Annotated in this window: 15 protein-coding genes; 6 read left to right on the forward strand and 9 right to left on the reverse strand. The window is 69.5% G+C overall.

Going from position 1 to position 19,630, the window contains the following annotated elements; all coding sequences use genetic code 11:
• Positions 1 to 285 precede the first annotated feature (285 nt).
• Genes pabB through NVS89_RS13870 form a run of 3 tightly spaced genes read left to right on the forward strand, consistent with a single transcriptional unit; the run spans position 286 to position 3,117 of the window.
• Positions 286 to 1,686 carry an aminodeoxychorismate synthase component I gene (gene pabB, locus NVS89_RS13860; RefSeq protein WP_258733349.1) on the forward strand — a complete coding sequence of 467 codons (1,401 nt, stop codon included), beginning with the start codon at positions 286 to 288 and terminating at the stop codon, positions 1,684 to 1,686.
• Between the two features lie 28 nt (positions 1,687 to 1,714).
• Positions 1,715 to 2,299, forward strand: a complete 585-nt coding sequence (locus NVS89_RS13865; protein WP_258733350.1) for an anthranilate synthase component II — start codon at positions 1,715 to 1,717, stop codon at positions 2,297 to 2,299.
• On the forward strand, positions 2,296 to 3,117 hold the full coding sequence (locus tag NVS89_RS13870; RefSeq protein ID WP_258733351.1) for an aminotransferase class IV: 822 nt from the start codon (positions 2,296 to 2,298) through the stop codon (positions 3,115 to 3,117). The genes NVS89_RS13865 and NVS89_RS13870 overlap by 4 nt, the downstream gene beginning before the upstream one ends.
• A gap of 2 nt (positions 3,118 to 3,119) precedes the next feature.
• On the opposite strand, the gene NVS89_RS13875 is transcribed toward NVS89_RS13870, so the two are convergent.
• From NVS89_RS13875 to NVS89_RS13895, 5 genes are all read right to left on the reverse strand, one after another.
• Positions 3,120 to 3,848, reverse strand: a complete 729-nt coding sequence (locus NVS89_RS13875; RefSeq protein WP_258733352.1) for a DUF930 domain-containing protein — start codon at positions 3,846 to 3,848, stop codon at positions 3,120 to 3,122.
• A gap of 191 nt (positions 3,849 to 4,039) precedes the next feature.
• Positions 4,040 to 5,608: a 2-isopropylmalate synthase gene (locus tag NVS89_RS13880; RefSeq protein WP_258733353.1), complete on the reverse strand. Its 1,569-nt coding sequence runs from the start codon at positions 5,606 to 5,608 to the stop codon at positions 4,040 to 4,042.
• Between the two features lie 334 nt (positions 5,609 to 5,942).
• Positions 5,943 to 8,510, reverse strand: a complete 2,568-nt coding sequence (locus NVS89_RS13885) for an HWE histidine kinase domain-containing protein (protein WP_258733580.1) — start codon at positions 8,508 to 8,510, stop codon at positions 5,943 to 5,945.
• Positions 8,511 to 8,719: 209 nt separating this feature from the next.
• Positions 8,720 to 10,288: a DHA2 family efflux MFS transporter permease subunit gene (locus NVS89_RS13890; RefSeq protein ID WP_258733354.1), complete on the reverse strand. Its 1,569-nt coding sequence runs from the start codon at positions 10,286 to 10,288 to the stop codon at positions 8,720 to 8,722.
• Between the two features lie 16 nt (positions 10,289 to 10,304).
• Positions 10,305 to 11,525, reverse strand: coding sequence for an HlyD family secretion protein (locus NVS89_RS13895; RefSeq protein WP_258733355.1), 1,221 nt, complete (start codon positions 11,523 to 11,525; stop codon positions 10,305 to 10,307).
• Between the two features lie 126 nt (positions 11,526 to 11,651).
• Between NVS89_RS13895 and NVS89_RS13900 the strand changes: the two genes are divergently transcribed.
• Complete coding sequence (locus NVS89_RS13900) at positions 11,652 to 12,311, forward strand: TetR/AcrR family transcriptional regulator (protein WP_258733356.1); 660 nt, start codon at positions 11,652 to 11,654, stop codon at positions 12,309 to 12,311.
• A gap of 66 nt (positions 12,312 to 12,377) precedes the next feature.
• On the opposite strand, the gene NVS89_RS13905 is transcribed toward NVS89_RS13900, so the two are convergent.
• The 4 genes from NVS89_RS13905 to NVS89_RS13920 form a co-directional block, all read right to left on the reverse strand.
• A complete protein-coding gene (locus tag NVS89_RS13905; RefSeq protein ID WP_258733357.1) occupies positions 12,378 to 13,640 on the reverse strand; it encodes an SAM-dependent methyltransferase in 1,263 nt (420 codons plus the stop codon).
• Between the two features lie 114 nt (positions 13,641 to 13,754).
• On the reverse strand, positions 13,755 to 14,849 hold the full coding sequence (locus NVS89_RS13910; protein WP_258733358.1) for a GGDEF domain-containing protein: 1,095 nt from the start codon (positions 14,847 to 14,849) through the stop codon (positions 13,755 to 13,757).
• Positions 14,850 to 14,938: 89 nt separating this feature from the next.
• On the reverse strand, positions 14,939 to 16,321 hold the full coding sequence (locus NVS89_RS13915; RefSeq protein WP_258733359.1) for a malonyl-CoA decarboxylase: 1,383 nt from the start codon (positions 16,319 to 16,321) through the stop codon (positions 14,939 to 14,941).
• Between the two features lie 98 nt (positions 16,322 to 16,419).
• Positions 16,420 to 17,766 (reverse strand): Nramp family divalent metal transporter, encoded by a 1,347-nt coding sequence (locus NVS89_RS13920; protein ID WP_258733360.1) that lies wholly within the window; start codon positions 17,764 to 17,766, stop codon positions 16,420 to 16,422.
• Between the two features lie 156 nt (positions 17,767 to 17,922).
• Between NVS89_RS13920 and NVS89_RS13925 the strand changes: the two genes are divergently transcribed.
• Together NVS89_RS13925 and NVS89_RS13930 are read left to right on the forward strand one after the other, a co-directional pair.
• Entirely contained in the window at positions 17,923 to 18,666 is a 744-nt protein-coding gene (locus tag NVS89_RS13925) for a DUF3750 domain-containing protein (RefSeq protein WP_258733361.1), read from the forward strand.
• Between the two features lie 126 nt (positions 18,667 to 18,792).
• Entirely contained in the window at positions 18,793 to 19,623 is an 831-nt protein-coding gene (locus tag NVS89_RS13930) for a lytic murein transglycosylase (RefSeq protein ID WP_374114576.1), read from the forward strand.
• Positions 19,624 to 19,630: the final 7 nt, after the last annotated feature.

Below are 19,630 nucleotides of genomic sequence, written 5' to 3' on the forward strand. Positions count from 1 at the left end.
CGGTCGTTTAGCAAAGCTGCCGGGGCGTGTCCATACCCCCTGGCCCGCCTAATTCACCCTGTGGATGACGCGAACCGCCCACGCGGCGGCGTCTTCCGCTGCGGAAAACGCGACCGCGCGGCGGCGCGGCGCGGCCGCCTTCATGTCGTTTGCCCTACCCGCGCCGCCCTGCCCCAGCGTTGCGGCGCCGCTCCGAGGTAGATGTGACGGCTTTGCGCTTGGGTGCAGCCGGTTTGACTGCCGGGCGATCTAGGAAGATGCCGCCGGACACTCCATATTCCGGCGATGATTCACGAGCCGCCGCCTCTCGTCGTCGAGATCGCCTTCCAGGACCCCTGGCAGGCCGCGCGGCGCTTGGCCGGTGGCGATCGGGAAGGGCTGACCTTCCTCGACAGCGCCATGACCCACCCCGTGCTGGGGCGCTGGTCCTATGTGATGGCGCAGCCCTTCGGCCGCTTCCGTGTCGAGGACGGGCAGGCGCGCTGGAACGGCGAGCGCGAGGCCTCCGCCCCGTTGGAGGCGCTGCGCGCGCGGCTCCACGCCTTCGCCCAGCCCCGCCTGCCGGGCGAAATGACCTTCCAGGCCGGCGCGGCGGGCTACATCGCCTATGAGGCCGGCCGGCTGTTCGACCGTTTCCCGACCTCCGCGCCCGAGCCGGGCGAAGGGGCGCAGATCGACCTCGGCTTCTACGACCTCGTCGTCGCCTTCGACACGATGGGCAAGCGCGCCTTCATCGTCTCGACCGGCTGGCCGGAGGAGGACGCCGGCCGCCGCGCCCGCCGCGCCCGCGAACGCCTCGAGGAAGCCTCCGCGCGTCTCGCCGGCCCCCTGCCCGCGCTCGGCCCGGCGGTGGTCGCCGGGGAGTGGCGCTCGAATTTCGATGCCGCCGGCTACCGCGCCGCGGTGACGCGGGTGATCGACTACATCCGCGCCGGCGACATCTTCCAGGCCAACTTCACCCAGCGCTTCGCCGCCGCGATCGGCGAGGCCGATCCGCTCGCGCTCTACGACCAGCTCCGCCGCGCCAATCCGGCGACCTTCGCGGCGCTGATCGTCAATGGCGAGCGCACCATCGCCTCCTCCTCGCCCGAGCGCTTCGTGCGTCTCGTCGGCGAACAGGTGGAGACGCGCCCGATCAAGGGCACGGTGCCGCGCTCGGTCGAGCCGACGCTCGACGCCCATCGCGGGCGCGAGCTCACCGCCAGCGAGAAGGACCGCGCCGAGAACGTCATGATCGTCGACCTGTTGCGCAACGATCTCTCGCGCGTGTGCCGGCCCGGCACGGTGAAGGTGCCCCGCCTGTGCGGGCTCGAGACCTATGCCAACGTCCACCACCTCGTCTCGGTGGTCACCGGCGAGCTGGCGGAGGAGCACGACGGGCTCGACCTGCTGAAGGCCTCGTTCCCCGGCGGCTCGATCACCGGCGCGCCGAAGATCCGCGCCATGGAGATCATCCACGAGCTGGAGGGCCGGCCGCGCGGGGTCTATTGCGGCTCCATCGGCTATGTCGGCTTCGACGGCGCGATGGATTTCAACATCGCCATCCGCACCGTAACGGTCGAGAAGGGCGAGGCGAGCTTCGGCGTGGGCGGCGGCATCACCACCCTCTCCGACCCCGGCGCGGAGCACGAGGAAAGCCTGACCAAGGCCGAGCGCCTGTTCCGCGCCTTCCGGCCTGCGCGGTGAGGGAGGCGGCGATGAGGGAGGCGGCGCCGTGATCCTGCTGATCGACAATTACGACAGCTTCGTCTTCAACGTCGCACGCTACCTCGTCGAGCTCGGCGCCGAGGTCGAGGTGGCGCGCAACGACGCGCTCGACCTCGCCGCCATCGAGGCACGGCAGCCGGACGCGCTGGTCGTATCGCCGGGCCCCTGCTCGCCCAACGAGGCGGGCATCTCGCTGGAGGCGGTGCGCGCCCTTTCCGGGCGCCTGCCGATCCTCGGCATCTGCCTCGGGCACCAGTGCATCGGGCAGGCCTTCGGCGGACGCGTGGTGCGCGCGAAGGAGCCGATGCACGGGCGCGCCTCGCAGATTCGCCATCACGGCAGCGACGTGTTCGCCGGCCTGCCCTCCCCGTTCCCGGCCGCGCGCTATCATTCGCTGGCCGTGGAGCTGGACGAGGGGTCCGCGCTGGTGCCCACCGCCTGGAGCGAGGACGGGGAGATCATGGGCCTCGCCCATCGCGAGCACCCGACCTACGGCGTGCAGTTCCATCCCGAATCGGTCCTCACGGGACCGGGCTACGAATTGCTCGCGAACTTCCTGAAGCTGGCACGGACCAGGGAAACCGCCGCGTGAGCACGACCATCGACGTCGAGGACCGCGGCTTCACGCTGGGCGACGGCGTGTTCGACACCGCGCTTGCGCTCGGCGGCCGCGTCTTTGCCCGCGAGCGCCATGTGGCGCGCCTTCTCGAGGCTGCACGCCTGCTCGGCATCGGCGTCGAGCGCGCGCGGATCGAGGCCACCCTTGATGCGGCGATCGAGGCCGCTCCCGGCGCAGAGCCCGCCATCCTGCGCACCACGCTGACGCGGGGCACCGCCGCGCGCGGCCTGTGGCCGGCAAGCACGGGCGAGCCGACGCTGGTGACGACTCGCGCGGCGTGGAGCGCGGCGCTGCTCGGCAAGCCCGCGCGGCTCGTCACCGCGACCGGCCGGCGCAACGAGTTCTCCCCGACCGCGAACCTGAAGACGCTCGGCTATCTCGACCACATCCTCGCCGCGCGCGAGGCGGTGGCGGCGGGAGTGGACGACGCGCTGATCCTCAACACGCGCGGGCGCGTGTGCTGCTCGACCATCGCCAACGTCTTCGTGCTGATCGCCGGCCGGCTCATCACCCCCTCGCTCGGCGAGGGCTGCCTGCCGGGCATCCTGCGCGCGCTGGTGATCGAGGCCGCGCCGAAGCTCGGCCTCGCCGTCGAGGAGCGTCCGCTGGCGCCCGAGGCGCTGCACGGCGCCGACGCGGTGTTCCTGACCAACAGCGTGGGCTTCATCCGGCCGGTGACGGCGCTGGACGGGGAGATGCTGGCACGGGAGCCCGAGGTGACCGACGCGCTTGTCGCCGCCCTCGGCGCCCATGTGCTCGCCGAATGCGGCGTGGTGCTGCCCGCCCCCTGAGCTCAGTGCACGGCGGCGAGATTGTCCGCCGCCCATTCCTCGCGCGGGATCGGCTCGCCGACATGAAAGGCGAAGCCGGCGACCTTGCGCCAGCCGGCATCGAGCTCGCACTGGAACGACACCTCGTACCACTGGTGCCGGCTGCGGAAGGCGCCGCGCGGGGCGACCAGCGTCTGCCCTTCCATGCGCGTGTCGGACAGCGCGTAGTCGACCAGCCGGTCGGGCTGGAACTCGTCGCGCCAGGCATGGATCTGCTCCATCGCCTCGAGGTCGCAGAGCTGGGCGATGCGCTCCTCCTCGGCGAGGCCGGCAAGGGCGCGGCGCAGGCCGCGGCTGCGCGGATTGGCCAGCGCCTGCTCGGACAACATGCGCGAGGGGCGCACCATGTCGGGCTGCGCCCTTGCCCCGCCCGATCGCGGATGCGGAGCGGAGGGCGCCGCCGGCGGCGGCAGTTCGGGCTCAGCCGCAGGAGCCGGCGCGGGTGCCGCCGTGACGCCGCGCAGGAGATCGAAGTCGCGCTGGCTGATGACCTCGGTCTGGATCGCCGGCGGCTCGGGCACCGGCAGCGGCGGGGCGATCGCCACCAGCAGCATCAGCGCGAGCAGCCCACCGTGCAGAACCAGCGAGGCGAGCAGGTCCACGCCACCCCTTCGCAGGCGCGGCGGGGCGGCCAGCCGGCCCGACAGGTCGTCGCCGGTAAGGCCCGGGAATGGCACGCTCGCAACGTTCATCGTGCGGAACGGGATGTCATGGCGCGCAACGGCCTGGAACGCGGGCTGCGGGAGGTTCTGGCGGGTGTATGGGTTCGGACATCACCCATCGTTCCGGCATCAATATGGCACGGGGCGCCGCACACGAAAGCGCCGCCCCGCGCAAAGGCGGGACGGCGCCACTTCGACGATGGTTCGGCCGGAGGCGCGGCTCAGCCGGCGGCGGACTGCGCCTGGGCGTTGAGGCTGTTGCGCTTCGCCTGCAGCTTGTTCAGCGCGATGATGTAGGCCTGCGCCGAGGCGACCAGCGTGTCCGGATCGGAACCGCGCCCCGTCACCGCCTTGTCGCCGTCCTCGAGCCGTACCGACACCTCGGCCTGCGCGTCCGTGCCCTCGGTCACCGCGTGGACCTGGTAGAGCGCGAGCTTGGCGCTGTGCGGCACGATTGCCTGGATGCAGTTGAAGGTGGCGTCCACCGGCCCGTTGCCCGCCGATTCCTCGGTGATGACGTGGCCGTCGACCTCCATCTTCATGGTGGCGCGCTGCGGGCCGTGGCTGCCGGCGATGACCGAGAGCGAGACCAGCTTCATGCGGTCATGGGCGACGGCAATCTCGTGATCGACCAGCGCCTCGATGTCCTCGTCGTAGACCACCTTCTTGCGGTCGGCGAGGTCCTTGAAGCGGGTGAAGGCGTCGTTCAGCGCGTTCTCGCCCAGCGAGTAGCCGAGCGCCTTGAGCTTGTCGCGGAAGGCGGCACGGCCGGAATGCTTGCCCATCACCAGCGAGGTCTTGGTCACGCCGACGCTCTCCGGCGTCATGATCTCGTAGGTGGTGTTGTTCTTGAGCATGCCGTCCTGGTGGATGCCGCTCTCGTGGGCGAAGGCGTTCCGGCCGACGATCGCCTTGTTGTACTGCACCGGGAACGAGGTCACCGCCGACACCATCTTCGAGGCGCGGGTGAGCATGGTGGTGTCGATGCCGGTCTCGTAGGGCAGCACGTCGCGGCGGGTGTTGATCGCCATGACGATCTCCTCCAGCGCCGCGTTGCCGGCGCGCTCGCCGAGGCCGTTGATGGTGCACTCGATCTGCCGCGCGCCGCCGGCGACGCCGGCCAGCGAGTTCGCCACCGCGAGGCCGAGATCGTTGTGGCAGTGGGTCGAGAAGACGATCGCCTCGGGGTTGGAGACGCGGTCGAGGACGCGCTCACGCACCTGGCGGAACATCGCCTCGTATTCGGACGGGGTCGCATAACCGACCGTATCGGGCAGGTTGATCGTCGTGGCGCCGGCCTTGATGGCGGTCTCCACGCAGCGCGCCAGATAGTCGATCGGCGTGCGGGTGGCGTCCATCGCCGACCACTCGACGTCCTCGACCAGGTTGCGCGCCTGCGCCACCGTGGCGGTGATGATGTCGATCACCTGGTCCTGCGTCTTGCGCATCTGGTGCTCGAGATGGATCGGCGAGGTCGAGACGAAGGTGTGGATGCGCGGGCGGCGCGCATGCTTCACCGCCTCGCCGGCGCGCGCGATGTCGGCCGGGATGGCGCGGCTGAGGCCGGCGATCACCGAGCGGTCGGCGCGGCGCGCGATCTCGGCCACCGATTCGAAGTCGCCGACGGAGGCGATCGGGAAGCCGGCCTCGATGACGTCGACACCCATCGCGTCGAGGAGTTCGGCGACCTCGAGCTTCTCCTCGAAGGTCATCGAGGCACCGGGGCACTGTTCACCGTCGCGCAGCGTGGTGTCGAAGATCACGATGCGATCATGGGCGGAGGTGGACATCGGCTTTTCCTTCTGTCGCGTCGGCCGGCGCCGCGGGGCGGCTCTCATCGGCTCGGAATGTCGTCTGCGAGTTCGTTCGGGCGTCATCCCCTGAGCGCCCAGGCACGAAGCCCGGCCGGCCCTCAGGGGCGGCTAAGAAGAAGCAGTCCGGACAGAAGGAGAGCGTTCCCCGCAAGCCGCTTGGCGGCCGGGGTCGCGGAACAGCAGCGGGCGGACGAAGGCGTCACGGCTCGGCTCTCGCGAGGTTGCTCGGACCGCTCTCATACCGGATGCGAGGCGGTGCTGGCAAGCCTGTCGGCAAAACCGCCGGCAGGTCCGTACCAGCCCTGCCCGCTCAGGACGCTTCGAGCAGCGCCCGCAGCGCGGTGAGCAGCGTTCCGCTCTCATAGGGCTTGGGCAGTACCATCGCGTCCTGGTGCCCGTCCGGGATCATCGACTGGTCGCCATAGCCGGTGGCGAAGAGGTAGGGAACGCCGCGCCGGCGCAGTTCCTCGGCCACCGGCGCGGAGTTGCGCGTGCCCAGATTGACGTCGAGCACGGCGACGTCGGGCGTCAGCCCTTCGAGCTTGCGCAGCGCCTCGTTCACCGAGGCGGCGGTGACCACCGAGCCGACGCCGCCCTCCAGCATCATCGCCTCGACGTCGAGCGCGATGATCATCTGGTCCTCCACCAGCAGCACCGCGCAATCGGACAGCACGTCGCTCTCCCCCGCCGCGGCCTCGGTGCCGGCCGCCGTGCCGGCCTCCTCGACCGGCGCGACCGCGACGATGTGCTGGGCCGGCAGGCGGAAGCGGGCGACGAGCCCGCTCGGCACGAGATCGATCGTCGCGTCGCCGTCGAGGTCGTGCGGCACGCTGCGCTCGATCAGCGCCGAGCCGAAGCCGCGCCGGCCGGTGTCGACGACCGTCGGCCCGCCATGCTCGCGCCAGTCCACCGTGCAATCGCCATTCGGCTCGATCTTCCAGCTCACCTCGACCCGGCCTTCCGAACGCGACAGCGCGCCGTATTTGGCGGCATTGGTGGCCAGCTCGTGCAGCACCAGCGCCATGACCGAGAAGGCCCGCGCGTCGAGCCGCACGCCGGGGCCGTCCAGCCGCGTGCGCGCGCCGCCGCCATAGGGCGACAGCTCGGCGCCCAGCAGCTCGGCGAGCGCCCCGCCGCCGGCACCGCGCACGACCTGGTCATGGGCGACGGCGAGCGCCTGGATCCGCCCGCGCAGCGAATCGACATAATCGGTGATGTCGCGGCCGTCCTGCATCGAGTGCTCGACCAGCGACTTGATGACGGCGAGGATGTTCTTGACCCGGTGGTTGAGCTCCTCGTTGAGCATGCGCTGGCGGATGTCGGCCTTCTCGCGCTCCTCGGCCATCATCTCGTTGTGGCGCAGCACGGTCTCGACCAGGGCCGAGCGGGTTGCCTCGGCAATCTCGCGGTCGGCGTCGGTCCACGGGCTGGCGTGCTGGCGCACCGTTTCCTTCCAGATCGCGAAGCTCTTGCGCGGCGTCAGCCGGTCGCCGAAGGGGCCGGTCTCGTAGACCTTCTCCGGCCGGCCCGCCCAGTCCAGCGTCTGCGCCACCTCGCGGCGGAAGAACAGCAGGTAGTCGCGCGGAAGCTGGGACAGCGGCAGGGCCAGCATGCCCGACGCCTCCTCGCTGAAGGCGGCGGCCGGCTCCCAGGCCCGCGCGAGCGAGTCCGTCGTCCAGATCTTGCCTTCGGCCGGCCCGTCGATCATGCGCGCGGGGCGCGTCACCATGGCGCCGAGAAGGCCGGGAATGGCATCGGCCGGCGGCACGCAGCCCTGCGCGGTCCACACGCCGCCCAGCCACAGCCCGATGCCGTCGCACGGCATGAGCGCGGCGAACTCGGAGAGGTTGCTGCGCAGCAGATCGAGCACGTCCTCGGTGCGCGAGGCGCGCTGCAGGAAGCGGTCCAGCGCCCGCCGGGCCTCGGTCGCGACCTGGAGCGAACGCTTCTGCTTCAGCGCCTGCAGGTGCAGCGAGAAGAAGGAGCCGAACATCTCCGCCGCGACGCGCTCGGTCATCGGCAGCACGCGCGGGGCGTAGTGGTGGCACGCGATCATGCCCCAGAGCTCGCCGTCGACCACCACCGAGATCGACATCGACGCCGCGACGCCCATGTTGCGCAGATATTCGAGATGGATCGGCGAGACCGAGCGCAGATGCGCGAAGGACAGGTCCAGCTGCCGGCCGGCGGGGTCCCGCTCCGGCTCGATGGTGCAACGCGTGGCGTGCACGTCGCCGATGACGCGGACGATGTTGCGCAGATAGAGCCGGCGTGCCTGCTGCGGGATGTCGCTCTCGGGAAACCACTGGCCGAGGAAGCTCTCGAGGTCCTCGCGGCGCGCCTCGCTCACCACCTGCCCCGCGCCGTCATGGGCGAAGCGGTAGACCATCACCCGGTCATAGCCGAGCATGTCGCGCACGAGCCTGGCGGCGACCTCCACCAGCTCGTCGATGTCGGTAAGGCCGCGCACCCGCGCCAGCATGCCGCGCGCATGGTCGAGCGCCAGCCCGTCGTCGCCGGCGGCCGGCTCGAACTCGAAGATCGCGGCGCCGTCATAGCGGTGGACGGCGACGTCGAAGCGCCGCCCGCCAGCGACCGTCACGCCGAACAGCAGCACCGGCGCGGTCGGCTCGTCCGCGCGCCCGAGCGCCTCGCGCAATTGCCCGGCCGCCTCGGCTCCGAGCAGCGCCTCGAGCCGCTGGCCGAGCACCGGCCCGTCCTCAGCGCGCAGCATGCCCGCGGCATTTTCCGAGCAGCGCTCGACACTCTCGCCCGCCTCGTCGCAGGCGAGCAGGCAGCCATGGCACTGGATGCTACCGGGAACGTGGATCGGCTCGCGATCGCAGTTCGAAAGATTGACGCTCTCGGGGCTCAGCACTTCGGGCACCTCCAGACTCGCCCCTTCGCGACTGCTGGTGCACCGGCAAGAACATGGAGGCTGAGACAGAAGTCTGGACGGCGCCGATCAAAGTGGCAGTTCGGCATTCGGAAATGATCCCGCTATCCAGACGCGACGTGAAACGTTTAGCCAAGAACACGCCTGGATGCCGGAAAGTTCCGTTTCCCCCTACCGCTTTCCCCCGGAATTCAGTGCCCGCCCCCACCGCCGCCGACATGGGACGGCCGGCGCATCAGCGGCGCGAAGACGACCAGCGCCAGGAACAGGAAGGTGAGCAGGTAGAACACGTCGGCGAAGGACATCACCAGCGCCTCGCGCCGCACCATCGCCGCCATCTGCCTGAGCGCGGCGCTGTCCGCGTCCGAGCCGAAGCTGGCGAAGGCGTTCGTCATCGAGTCGAGCCGCTCCATCGCCGCGCTGCTCGCCCACTGCACCTGCTCGTGCAGGCGCGCCAGATGCAGGTCCCAGCGGTCGTTGAGCACGGTGTTGATGAGGGCGAGCCCCACCGCGCCGCCGAGATTGCGCATCAGGTTGAACAGACCAGAGGCGTTCTTGATCTGCGAGGGGTGGAGCGTGCCGAGCGACAGGTTGGTGATCGGGATCATCGCCATCATCAGCGAGACGCCGCGCAGGATCTGCGGCACCAAAAGTTCCCAGAAGTCCCAGTCCTTGGTCAGCCCCGTCACCCGCCACGTGCCGAGCGCGAAACCGGCGAAGGCGATGCCGATCATCAGGCGCGGGTCGACGCGGGTCATCAGCCGGCCGGCGAGCGGCGCGGTGACGAACATGGCGATGCCGGTGACGAACATGGTCTCGCCGATCATCAGCGCCGAGTAGCCGCGCACCCAGCTCAGATAGATCGGATAGAGATAGGTCAGCCCGTAGAGCCCAATGCCGAGTACGAAGCTGAAGGCCGAGCCGGTCGCGAAGTTGCGGTTCTGGAACGCGCGTATGTCGACCACCGGCTCGCGCGCGGTCAGCACCCGCAGGAAGAAGGCGATGCCGGAGACCACGCCGACGATGGCGAAGTAGAAGATGGTCTCGTCGTCGAACCAGTCATTGGTCGGCCCTTCCTCAAGCACGAACTCCATGCTGCCGAGGAAGCCGGCCATGAACAGCAGGCCCCACCAGTCGAAGCGGTCGAGCAAGGCGAGGTCGGGCTCGTCGAAGTCGATCAGCGTCACCGAGGTGATGATGACGAAGATGCCCGGGACGATGTTCACCAGGAACAGCCAGTGCCAGGAGAACAGGTCGGTGAGATAGCCGCCGATGGTCGGGCCGATCGTCGGCGCCAGCGTCGCCACCAGGCCGATCATCGGCGTGACGATGGGCTGCTTCTCGCGCGGGAAAACGGCATAGGCGGAGGCGAAGACGGTCGGGATCATGCCGCCGCCGAGGAAGCCCTGCAGCGCCCGGTAGACGATCATCTGGTCGATCGAGTTCGCCGTCGCGCACATGAAGCTCATGACGGTGAAGCCGGTCGCCGAGGCGACGAACAGCCACCGCGTCGAGAGCGCCCGCGACAGGAAGCCCGAGAGCGGGATCATCACCACCTCGGCGATGAGGTAGCTGGTCTGCACCCACGAAATTTCGTCCGACGAGGCGGCGAGCCCCGCCTGGATCTCCGAGAGCGAGGCCGAGACGATCTGGATGTCCAGAATCGCCATGAACATGCCGAACACCATGCAGAGAAAGGCGATCATGCGCCTCGTCTCCACGGAGTGGCCGGCGCCGCCGGCCGTCACTGTCTCGGCCATGGCCGCGCCCTCCCGCTCAGTTGCCCGTGCCCTCGCCGGCGTGCGCCCCACCCGTACGGGCGTCGCCCGTGCGCGTGTCGACGACGGCGGTGACGGACATGCCCGGGCGCAGCTCGGACTTGGCGAGCGCAGAGGCGTCGAGGGCGATGCGCACCGGCACGCGCTGCACGATCTTGGTGAAGTTGCCGGTCGCGTTCTCCGGCGGCAACAGGCTGAACACAGAGCCCGAGGCCGGCGAGACGCTGGTGACGGTGCCCTGGAAGTCCTCGTCCGGGTAGGCGTCGACCTCGACACGCACCTTCTGGCCCGGCTTCAGCCGGCCGAGCTGCGTCTCCTTGAAGTTCGCGTCGACATAGACCGCATCGAGCGGCACGATCGCCGCCAGCCGCGTGCCGGCCTGCACGAGCTGGCCGACCTGGACGGCGCGGTTGCCGACCACGCCGTCGACGGGGGCGTGGACCACGGTGAAGTCGAGATTGCGCTGCGCCTGGTCGCGGGCGGTGCGGTTCTCGTCCAGCACGCGGCCGGCCTCGGTGCGCTGGGCCTGCAGCACGGCGACGTTGGCCTGCGCCGAAGCGACCGCCGCCCGACCGGCCTCGACATTGGCCTGCGCCTTGTCCCGATCGGCGCGCGCATTGTCGAGCGCGGAACGGCTGGCGAAATTCTGCTGGGCGAGCTTGTCCTGCCGGTCGAACTCCAGCTTGGTACGGGCGAGTTCGGCCTCGCTGGCGGTGAGCTGCGCCTTGGCCTGGTCGACCGCCCGCTCGGCGGCGCGGATCTGCTCGTCATAGCTGCCGAGCACGGCCTGCTGGGTGGCGATCTTGTCCGCGGCCGCGCGCAGGGCGAGCGTGTAGTCGCCGTCGTCGATGCGGGCGATGACGTCGCCGGCCTTGACCGGCTGATTCGTGTCGACGTCGACGCTCACCACATAGCCGGAGATCTTGGCGGCGAGGACGGTCGTGTCCGCGCCGACATAGGCGTCGTCGGTGGAAACCTCGAAGCGGCCCACCTGCCACCAGTGAAGGCCGTAATAGCCCCCGCCCGCGAGCGCGGCGAGCAGCAGCGCGCCGAACACCAGCGGCCGGCGCGAGCGGCGCCGGCGCGGCGTCGGCGTGGACGCGGCAACCGCTTCCGCCGGCTGCTGTTCCGGCTTCTTCAGTAGAGTGAGCGCCACCGGCCCGGTGGGCACCTCCTGCGTGCGACCGGCGGCCTCTGCCGCCTTGCTGGCTTCTGCCATGCGCCGCCCCTTTCGCATAAACATTGACTGAACCGTTCAGTTGTCTATATAGCAAACTAAACCGTTCAGTCAAATCCTTTGACAAGCGGGTCGCATGCGACCTATGGAGTATGAAACGAGGACAACATGACAAGCACCGCGCGCACCATGCCCGTCACTGCGCCGGGCCGTTCCGACGCCGAACCTGCCAAGCGCCGCGAGATCCTCGACGGCGCTCGCCACGTCTTCTTCGAGAAGGGGTTCGACGGCGCCAGCATGGATGAGGTAGCGCGCGTCGCGGGCGTCTCCAAGGCGACGATCTACGTTTATTTCGGCAGCAAGGAAGACCTGTTCGAGGCGCTGGTCCAGGTCGATCGCGCCCGCTCGGCCGAGCACCTGTTCGAGGTCGGCGAGGGCGACGCGGACGCGGCCACCGTGCTGCGGCGCATCGGCGTGTCCTTCATGACGATGATGGTGCGCCCGGACCATATCCGGCTGGTGCGCATGGTGATCGGCGTCGCCGAGAAGTTCCCCCGCATCGGCCAGACCTTCTTCAACGACGGCCCCTGCCTCGGCGGGCGCCGGCTGGCCGAGCTGCTGGAGCGGCAGACCTTGGCCGGCGCGCTGGCGGTCAGCGACTACGAGACGGCCGCCTTCCAGTTCCTCAATCTGTGCCAGGGCAACATCGTCAAGGGGCTGATGTTCGGCAGCGACCCGACGCCGGTGCCCGAGATGATCGAGAAGACGGTCGACGGCGCGGTGAAGGTGTTCCTCGCCGCCTACGGCACAGAGACCTCCGGGAGCTAAGACGTCTAGGAGCTGAGCCCCCCGCGAGCCGCCCCCCGGAAGCCGCTCCCCCGGCAGGCACGGACCTCAGAACGCCGGGACCGCCCTGCCCTCGCCGTCGCCCTTCTGCTCCGGCCGGGCGGCCAGCGCGCGCTCCTCGTCGACGATGTAGTCGCGGATCACCGGAACGTCGTCGCGCTCGTTGGCCAGCAGGAGCTGGAACACCATGTTCGAGCCGTGCAGGAAGCCGAGTTCGACCGCGACCAGGTAGAACTCCCACATCCGCGCGAAGCGATCGCCCATCATCTCGACCACCTCCGCCCGCTTCGCCTCGAAGTTCAGGCGCCAGTGGCGGATGGTCCAGTAATAGTGCAGCCGCAGCATCTCGCAGTCGCCGACCCACAGCCCGGTGCGCTCCAGCGAGGTGAACACCTCCGACATCGCCGGCACGTAGCCGCCGGGGAAGATGTACTTGCGGATGAAGGGCGCGGTGGTGCCGGGCAGGGACATGCGCCCGATGGCGTGGATCATGGCGAAGCCGCCCGGCGCGAGCAGCCGCTTTATGGTAGTGAAGTACTCGTCGAAATGATTGACGCCGACATGCTCCATCATGCCGACCGAGACGATGCGGTCATAGGTGCCGGTCAGCTCGCGATAGTCGCGCTCGAAGAAGGTGATGCGGTCGGCGACGCCGGCCGCCTCGGCGCGCTTCTTCGATTCGGCGAGCTGCTCGGTGGCGACGTTGATCGCCGTCACATGGACGCCGAGCCCGGCGAGATAGATCGCCAGCGCCCCCCAGCCCGAGCCTATCTCCGCCACCCGCATGCCGGGCTCCAGCTTCAGCTTGGCCGCGATGTGCCGCAGCTTGGCCTGCTGCGCCTCCTCCAGCGAGGCATCGGGAGTCGGGAAATAGGCGCAGGAATAGATCATCTGCGAATCGAGCCACAGCCGGTAGAACTCCGGCGGGTGGTCGTAATGGCTCTGCGCGTTCGACGCCGCGCGCCCCAGCGGGTTGGACTGGTGCCAGCGCTTCAGCGAGCGCCAGCCCTTGCGCAGCGCCTGCTGCACCGGGTGCGAGGCGAGGCCGGTGCGGTTGATCGAGAATAGGTAGAGGAAGTCGTAGACGCTCGACCCGTCCTCGAAGCTCAGCCGCCCGTCCATATAGGCTTCGGCGGCGACCAGCTCCGGGTTGAAGAACAGCTCGCGGTCGAGCTTGTCGTCGTGGAGCCGCATCACCACGGCCGGCCCGTCCGAGCCGCTGCCGAACACGGTGCGCTGCCCGTTCGGCTCGAGCACGGTCAGGCTGCCCTTGCGGACGAAGCGCTTCAGGAGATGGGGGAGAAAACGCATCGGAAAAGCCGCCTTCGGGTGCCGGAAACTCGCCGGCATCGGGCATAAGCGCGCCCGCGCTGTCAAGGCCGCCGCCGGCGCGCGGGCCGGGGCGCCCTTCCCGGGCGGCGGATTTCAATCGGTGAGCGGTGCCGTCCGGTGCGGCCTGCGCGGCGAGGTGCGCGGCGCCGAGCGGCGATAGGTGTCGCGGCCGGCCTTTTTGGCCTCGTAGAGCGCGAGGTCGGCATCGACGAACAGCCGGGCCGCGCCGACATCCGGCATCCCGGCGAGGGCGAAGCCGATCGAGGCGCTCATGGCGACCGATTTGCCCTGCCAGACGACCGGCACGCGGATCGCCGCCACCGCCGTCGCCACCCGCTCCTCGACCCAGGAGGCGGCGCGGGGACCGAACACCAGCACGCCGAACTCGTCGCCGCCGATGCGCGCGACCAGGCTGTCCGGGCCGAAAACCTCGCTGAGCCTCTGCGCGGTCCGGCGCAGGCACTCGTCGCCGGCGGCATGGCCGAGCGTGTCGTTGATCAGTTTGAAGCCGTCGACGTCGAGCAACACCAGGGCGGCGAGCCGCTTCTGCGCGGCGGGGGCGAGCGACTGGCCGAGCCGGGTCTCGAACACCCCGCGATTGGCGAAGCCGGTCAGCGCGTCGCACTCCGCCAGCACCCGCATCTGGTCCCACAGATGCTTCTCGTAGGTGATGTCCTGCTTGGTGCCGAAGATGCGCACCGGGCGATCACCCTCGCATTCCACGTCGGCCGACAGGCGGACCCAGCGCGACGTCCCCCTCGCCGTGCGCACCTCGATGTCGAGCGTGAAGGAGCCGCCTTCGCGGATCGCCTTCGCGCGCAGCGCCTCCATCTCCAGCCGCGAGGTCTCGGTGTAGAGGGCGAGGATCAGGTCGCGCGTGACGCGCATCCGCCGCGGCAGCTCGAAGATGTCGTAGACGCCGTCGGTCCAGGTCAGCTCCTCGGTGGCGAGGTCGCATTCCCATACGCCGATCTTCGCCAGCGAGGAGGAGCGCTCATACATCTTCTTGTAGCGCGCCAGCTCGCTCTCGCGCTCGCGCAACGCCTGGCTGCGCCCGGCAAGGCTCCGCTCGAGCCGCCCCACGAGCTGCTGCAGTTCACCGTCGGCCGATGACTCGATGTACCCGCGCAGTTCCGCGAGCAGGGCGGCATCCTCTTCCATCGTCGAGAACGTGTGATCCTTGTGCATGGCGGCATTCCGGCGCAATGACTGATCGTGCGGCCATTTCCCGCTCGGCTGGAAAGGCAACATAGACCGGAAGCGCGCCTTCGCCGATGCTACTGAACTACCTCTCTGGCAGAGACCGCGCGGCTCTGCGGCTCGGGCCGCAGCAGCTTGCGCACCTGCGCGCTGGCGACGATCTCGCCCTTGTCGAAGAACGCCTCATGGTTGCGCTCGATATCCTCGAGCACATACCGGTAATTCACCATCAGCCCGGCCGCCTGCTTCATACCGCGCACGGAGACGTCGCCGAACGGGTTGATGCGCTCGAGCCGCGCCCCGTTGCCGAGATGGAAGCGCGCCACCGGATCCACCGGGCGGCCCCGCGGCGTGCGCACCGCCAACAGGAAGCGCGCCGCCAGCGCGCCGATCACCGGCCGCAGCACCGCCTGCTTGGCGGCATTAGGTGCGCCCGGCTCGTCGAGCGCGGCGAGCGCGGCCCGGTCGTCGGCGGTCAGCACCTCCGATTCGGGATTGGCCCGCTCCGCCTCCAGCCAGTCGCGGAAGGTCGGCACCGGCGACAGCGTGACGAAATGGGTCAGGTTCGGGAATTCGCGGGAGATTTCCTCGACCACCTGCTTGATCAGGAAATTGCCGAAGCTCACCCCGCCGAGGCCGCGCTGGCAGTTGGAGATGGAATAAAATGCCGCCGTCTTCGCCTTGGTGGGATCGAGCGGGACCCGGTCGTTGCTGAGGATCGGGGCGATGGCTTCCGGCGGGTCGCGGGTCAGCGCCACCTCGACGAAGATCAGCGGCTCGTCGACCATGGCGGGATGGAAGAAGGCGTAGCAGCGCCGGTCCGGGCTGTCGACGCGCGCACGCAGGTCGTTCCAGTCCCGGATTTCATGCACCGCCTCGTACCGGATGATCTTCTCCAGAACGTTGGCGGGCGTTGACCAGTCGATCCTGCGCAATACCAGGAACCCTCGATTGAACCAGGAGGCGAACAGATGCGTGAAGTCGCGGTCTACCTCGGCAAGTTCGCCGCGGCGAGAGAGAATGTCGAGCAGATCCGCGCGCATGGCCACCAGCGCCGCGGTGGCGCCGGGCGCGAGATTGAGCCGGCGGACCAGTTCCTGCCGCCGCGGCTCGCTCGCCGCATGGATTTCCGCGATGTCGCGGCCGCCCGATTCAGCGCCGAAGGCCGCGACCGCCGCGGCGAGCCGGGCCCTGTCCGGGCCGAACTCGTTCGCCAGCGCCTCGAAGAAGGCGATCCGCTCGCCGGTCTTCAGGCCGCGATAGGCGATGAGGATCTCCTGCGCCAGCGCCACGCCCGACGCCTCGCCGCGCCCGGAGAGCAAACGTTCGCACAGCGCCGCGATGCTCGCCGCGCGGATGGCGCCGGCCGGGCGGCGCTCGCGCCCCAGATCGAGCAGCGAGCGCCCACGCTCGGCAATGGTGCCCAGCAGATCACCGAAGAAGCTCGAACTGTCCGTCATCTTCTCTCCCCACGGCCGACATGCGGCCGAGAGGGAATGAGAGACCGCGCCGGAGAGCGGCGCAAGCCGGTCCTTGGTCGAGCGGGCCACCGGCGCGGTCACGCCCCGGTGATGGCGTCGACGATCAGCTTGAAGTTCAGCACGATGATGAGCGCCGCGGCCAGCGAGGCGAGCACGATCTGCCAGCGCGGGGCGACCAGCGAGCCCAGCTTGCGCCGGTCGGCGGTGAACATGATGAGCGGCACCACCGCGAAGGGAAGCTGCAGGCTGAGCACCACCTGGCTGAGGATCAGCAGCGCCCCGGCCCCCTTCTCGCCATAGGCGATGGTGACCACCGCCGCCGGCACGATGGCGATGACGCGCGTGATGAGCCGCCGCAGCCACGGCGCCAGCCTGATGTTCAGGAAGCCTTCCATCACCGCCTGACCGGCGATGGTGGCGGTGACGGTGGAATTGAGGCCGCAGCACAGAAGCGCGACCGCGAACAGGGTCGGCGCCAGAGCGCTGCCGAGCAGCGGGTTCAGCAGTTCGTGCGCCTTGCCGAGGTCGGCGACCTCGCCGGTGCCGCCGACATGGAAGGTGGAGGCGGCGAGGATGAGGATCGAGGCGTTGATGGTCAACGCCAGCATCAGCGCCAGCGTCGAATCCCAGGTGGCGAGGCGGATCGCGTCCTTCTTGCCTTCCAGCGTGTCGTCATGGCGCCGGGTCTGCACGATGGCCGAGTGCAGGTAGAGATTGTGCGGCATCACCGTCGCGCCGAGGATGCCGAGCGCCAGATAGAGCATGTCCGGGTTGCGCACGATCTCGGTCGTCGGCGCGAAGCCGCGGATCACCTCGCCCCAGTTGGGGTCGGCGAGCGCGATCTGGATGCCGAAGCAGGCCGCGATGACGGCGAGCAGCGCCACCACCAGCGCCTCCACCCAGCGGAAGCCGAGATTCTGCAGCAGCAGGATCAGGAACACGTCCATCGCCGTGATCACCACGCCGATCTCGAGCGGAATGCCGAACAGCAGGTTGAGGCCGATCGCCGTGCCGATGACCTCGGCGAGGTCGGTGGCGCAGATCGCCAGTTCGGCGAGCACCCACAATACGAAGCCGACCGGGCGCGGGAAGGCGTCGCGGCAGGCCTGCGCCAGATCGCGCCCCGAGGCGACGCCCAGCCGCGAGCACAGCGCCTGCAGCAGGATCGCGATCATGTTCGAGAGCAGGGCGACGGCGAGCAGGCTGTAGCCGAAGCGCGAGCCGCCGGCGAGCGAGGTCGCCCAGTTGCCCGGGTCCATGTAGCCGGTCGCCACCAGGTAGCCCGGCCCCATGAAGGCGAGGAAACGCCAGATGGTCGACTTCTTCGGCACGGCGATGCTGCCATGCACCTCCGAGAGCGCGGGGTCGCCGCGCTCGCGTCGCCAGTTGAAGGACGCAGAGCTTCCTTGAGGCCTGTCGAGCATCTGTTTCACGCTATTGCAAATGAGTTGCAGTTAAGATGTGGCACTGCAGCGGCGCTGTCAACGGTTCTGCGAACCATTCGCAACTAAAAGGACACTTTTTCGCGCGCAGCCGCCAATTCGCTGGCGCCGGGCGCGGGCTTCGGCACAGTGGAGCCGATGCTGCGCGCCGCCCGTCTCTCGCTTCTCGGCTTCATGCTGCTCTTCGCCCTGCCGCTCGGCGCCCATGCGCTGGTGCTGTGGCGCGAAGCGGACCTCACCCGCACCTGGCGCAGCGCCGACTGGTCCAGCACCGGCACCCTGCCCCTCGCCGCCGACCGGCCGGAGGCGATGGTGCGGATCTATTCCGCCCGCGTCGGTCGCTGGCGCGGCATCTTCGCCGTCCATAGCTGGATCGTGTTCAAGGAGGCCGGCGCGTCCGCCTATGAGCGCTTCGACAAGGTCGGCTGGGGCTCGCCGATCCGCCACAACGGCTACCCGCCGGACGGGCGCTGGTACGGCAACGAGCCGGTCATCGTCGCCGAGGCGACCGGCGAGGAAGCGGCGCGGCTGATCCCGAAGCTGCACACGGCGATCGCGGCCTATCCCTACGATCATTCCGGCGACTACCGGGCCTGGCCGGGGCCGAACTCCAACAGCTTCGTCGCCTTCGTGCTGGGCCGGGTGCCGGAGCTCGGCGCCGCCCTGCCCCCGACCGCGATCGGCAAGGACTACCCGGTCGACGGGGACTGGATCGGCCTCGCCCCCTCCGGCACCGGCCTTCGGGTGACGCTGGGCGGCTATGGCGGCCTGACGCTCGCCTGGGTCGAAGGGGTGGAGCTCAACGTTCTCGGCGCGGTCGCCGGGCTCGATCTGCGCCGCCCGGGCCTCAAGCTGCCCGGCTTCGGGCGCATCGGCATCTGACGCGCCCCGAGCAAATAACGGCGGCGATGCGCGCGCGGGCGAACGGGAAGACACGCTCCGTTCACTTCCCATGCGACATTCTCGGTTGCAGGATGTCACGGCGCACGCGGGGAACACACAGCCATGATGCCGAAGCTTCTCATCTCAATGCGGCGGGCCGGGCTCGCCGCCGCCCTTCTCGTGACCACGGCCCTCGCGGCGGGGCCGGCCTCCGCCGCCGGCTGCGGCAACGACGCCTCCGGCTTCGACGCGTGGCTGCGCGGCTTCCGCCAGCAGGCCGCCGCCAAGGGGTTCTCCCCGCGCACGCTGCAGGCGCTCGACGGCCTGACCTACAGCACGCAGGTGATCCGGCTCGACCGCAACCAGAAGCACTTCAAGCAGAGCTTCGAGCAGTTCTCCTCCAGCCGCATCAGCAAGGGCCGCATCGCCAAGGGCCGGCAGATGATGCAGAAATACGCCTCGACGCTGTCGAGGATCGAGCAGCGCTACGGCGTGCCGGGTGAGGTCGTGGTGGCGATCTGGGGCCTCGAGACCGATTACGGCGTCAACCAGGGCAAGATGCCGGTGTTCCGCTCGCTGGCGACGCTGGCCTATGACTGCCGCCGCTCCGACTTCTTCACGACCCAGCTCCTCGACGCGCTGCAGATCGTCCAGCACGGCGACCTGTCGATCGACGCGATGCGCGGCGCCTGGGCGGGCGAGCTCGGCCAGACCCAGTTCCTCGCCAGCTCCTATGTGCGCTTCGCCGTCGACTTCGACGGCAATGGCCGCGCCGACCTGATCCACAGCGCGCCGGACGTGCTCGCCTCCACCGCCAACTATCTGCGCGGCTATGGCTGGCGCGCCGGCGGCGGCTGGCAGCCCGGCAGCGCCAACTACCAGGCCCTGCTCGGCTGGAACAAGGCGGAGGTCTATGCGCGAACCATCGCCCTGTTCGCCAGCAAGCTGAGCAACTAGCGGCACT

The sequence above is a fragment of the Ancylobacter mangrovi genome (assembly GCF_024752355.1).
GTDB classification, from domain to species: Bacteria; Pseudomonadota; Alphaproteobacteria; order Rhizobiales; family Xanthobacteraceae; genus Ancylobacter; species Ancylobacter mangrovi.

Excerpts from the sequence above, each read along its gene's own strand:
- pabB (WP_258733349.1), top strand. The coding sequence starts at position 286 with ATGATTCACGAGCCGCCGCCTCTCGTCGTCGAGATCGCCTTCCAGGAC.
- NVS89_RS13875 (WP_258733352.1), bottom strand. The coding sequence starts at position 3,848 with ATGAACGTTGCGAGCGTGCCATTCCCGGGCCTTACCGGCGACGACCTG.
- NVS89_RS13880 (WP_258733353.1), bottom strand. The coding sequence starts at position 5,608 with ATGTCCACCTCCGCCCATGATCGCATCGTGATCTTCGACACCACGCTG.
- NVS89_RS13890 (WP_258733354.1), bottom strand. The coding sequence starts at position 10,288 with ATGGCCGAGACAGTGACGGCCGGCGGCGCCGGCCACTCCGTGGAGACG.
- NVS89_RS13895 (WP_258733355.1), bottom strand. The coding sequence starts at position 11,525 with ATGGCAGAAGCCAGCAAGGCGGCAGAGGCCGCCGGTCGCACGCAGGAG.
- NVS89_RS13900 (WP_258733356.1), top strand. The coding sequence starts at position 11,652 with ATGACAAGCACCGCGCGCACCATGCCCGTCACTGCGCCGGGCCGTTCC.
- NVS89_RS13905 (WP_258733357.1), bottom strand. The coding sequence starts at position 13,640 with ATGCGTTTTCTCCCCCATCTCCTGAAGCGCTTCGTCCGCAAGGGCAGC.
- NVS89_RS13910 (WP_258733358.1), bottom strand. The coding sequence starts at position 14,849 with ATGCACAAGGATCACACGTTCTCGACGATGGAAGAGGATGCCGCCCTG.
- NVS89_RS13915 (WP_258733359.1), bottom strand. The coding sequence starts at position 16,321 with ATGACGGACAGTTCGAGCTTCTTCGGTGATCTGCTGGGCACCATTGCC.
- NVS89_RS13920 (WP_258733360.1), bottom strand. The coding sequence starts at position 17,766 with ATGCTCGACAGGCCTCAAGGAAGCTCTGCGTCCTTCAACTGGCGACGC.
- NVS89_RS13925 (WP_258733361.1), top strand. The coding sequence starts at position 17,923 with ATGCTGCGCGCCGCCCGTCTCTCGCTTCTCGGCTTCATGCTGCTCTTC.
- NVS89_RS13930 (WP_374114576.1), top strand. The coding sequence starts at position 18,793 with ATGCCGAAGCTTCTCATCTCAATGCGGCGGGCCGGGCTCGCCGCCGCC.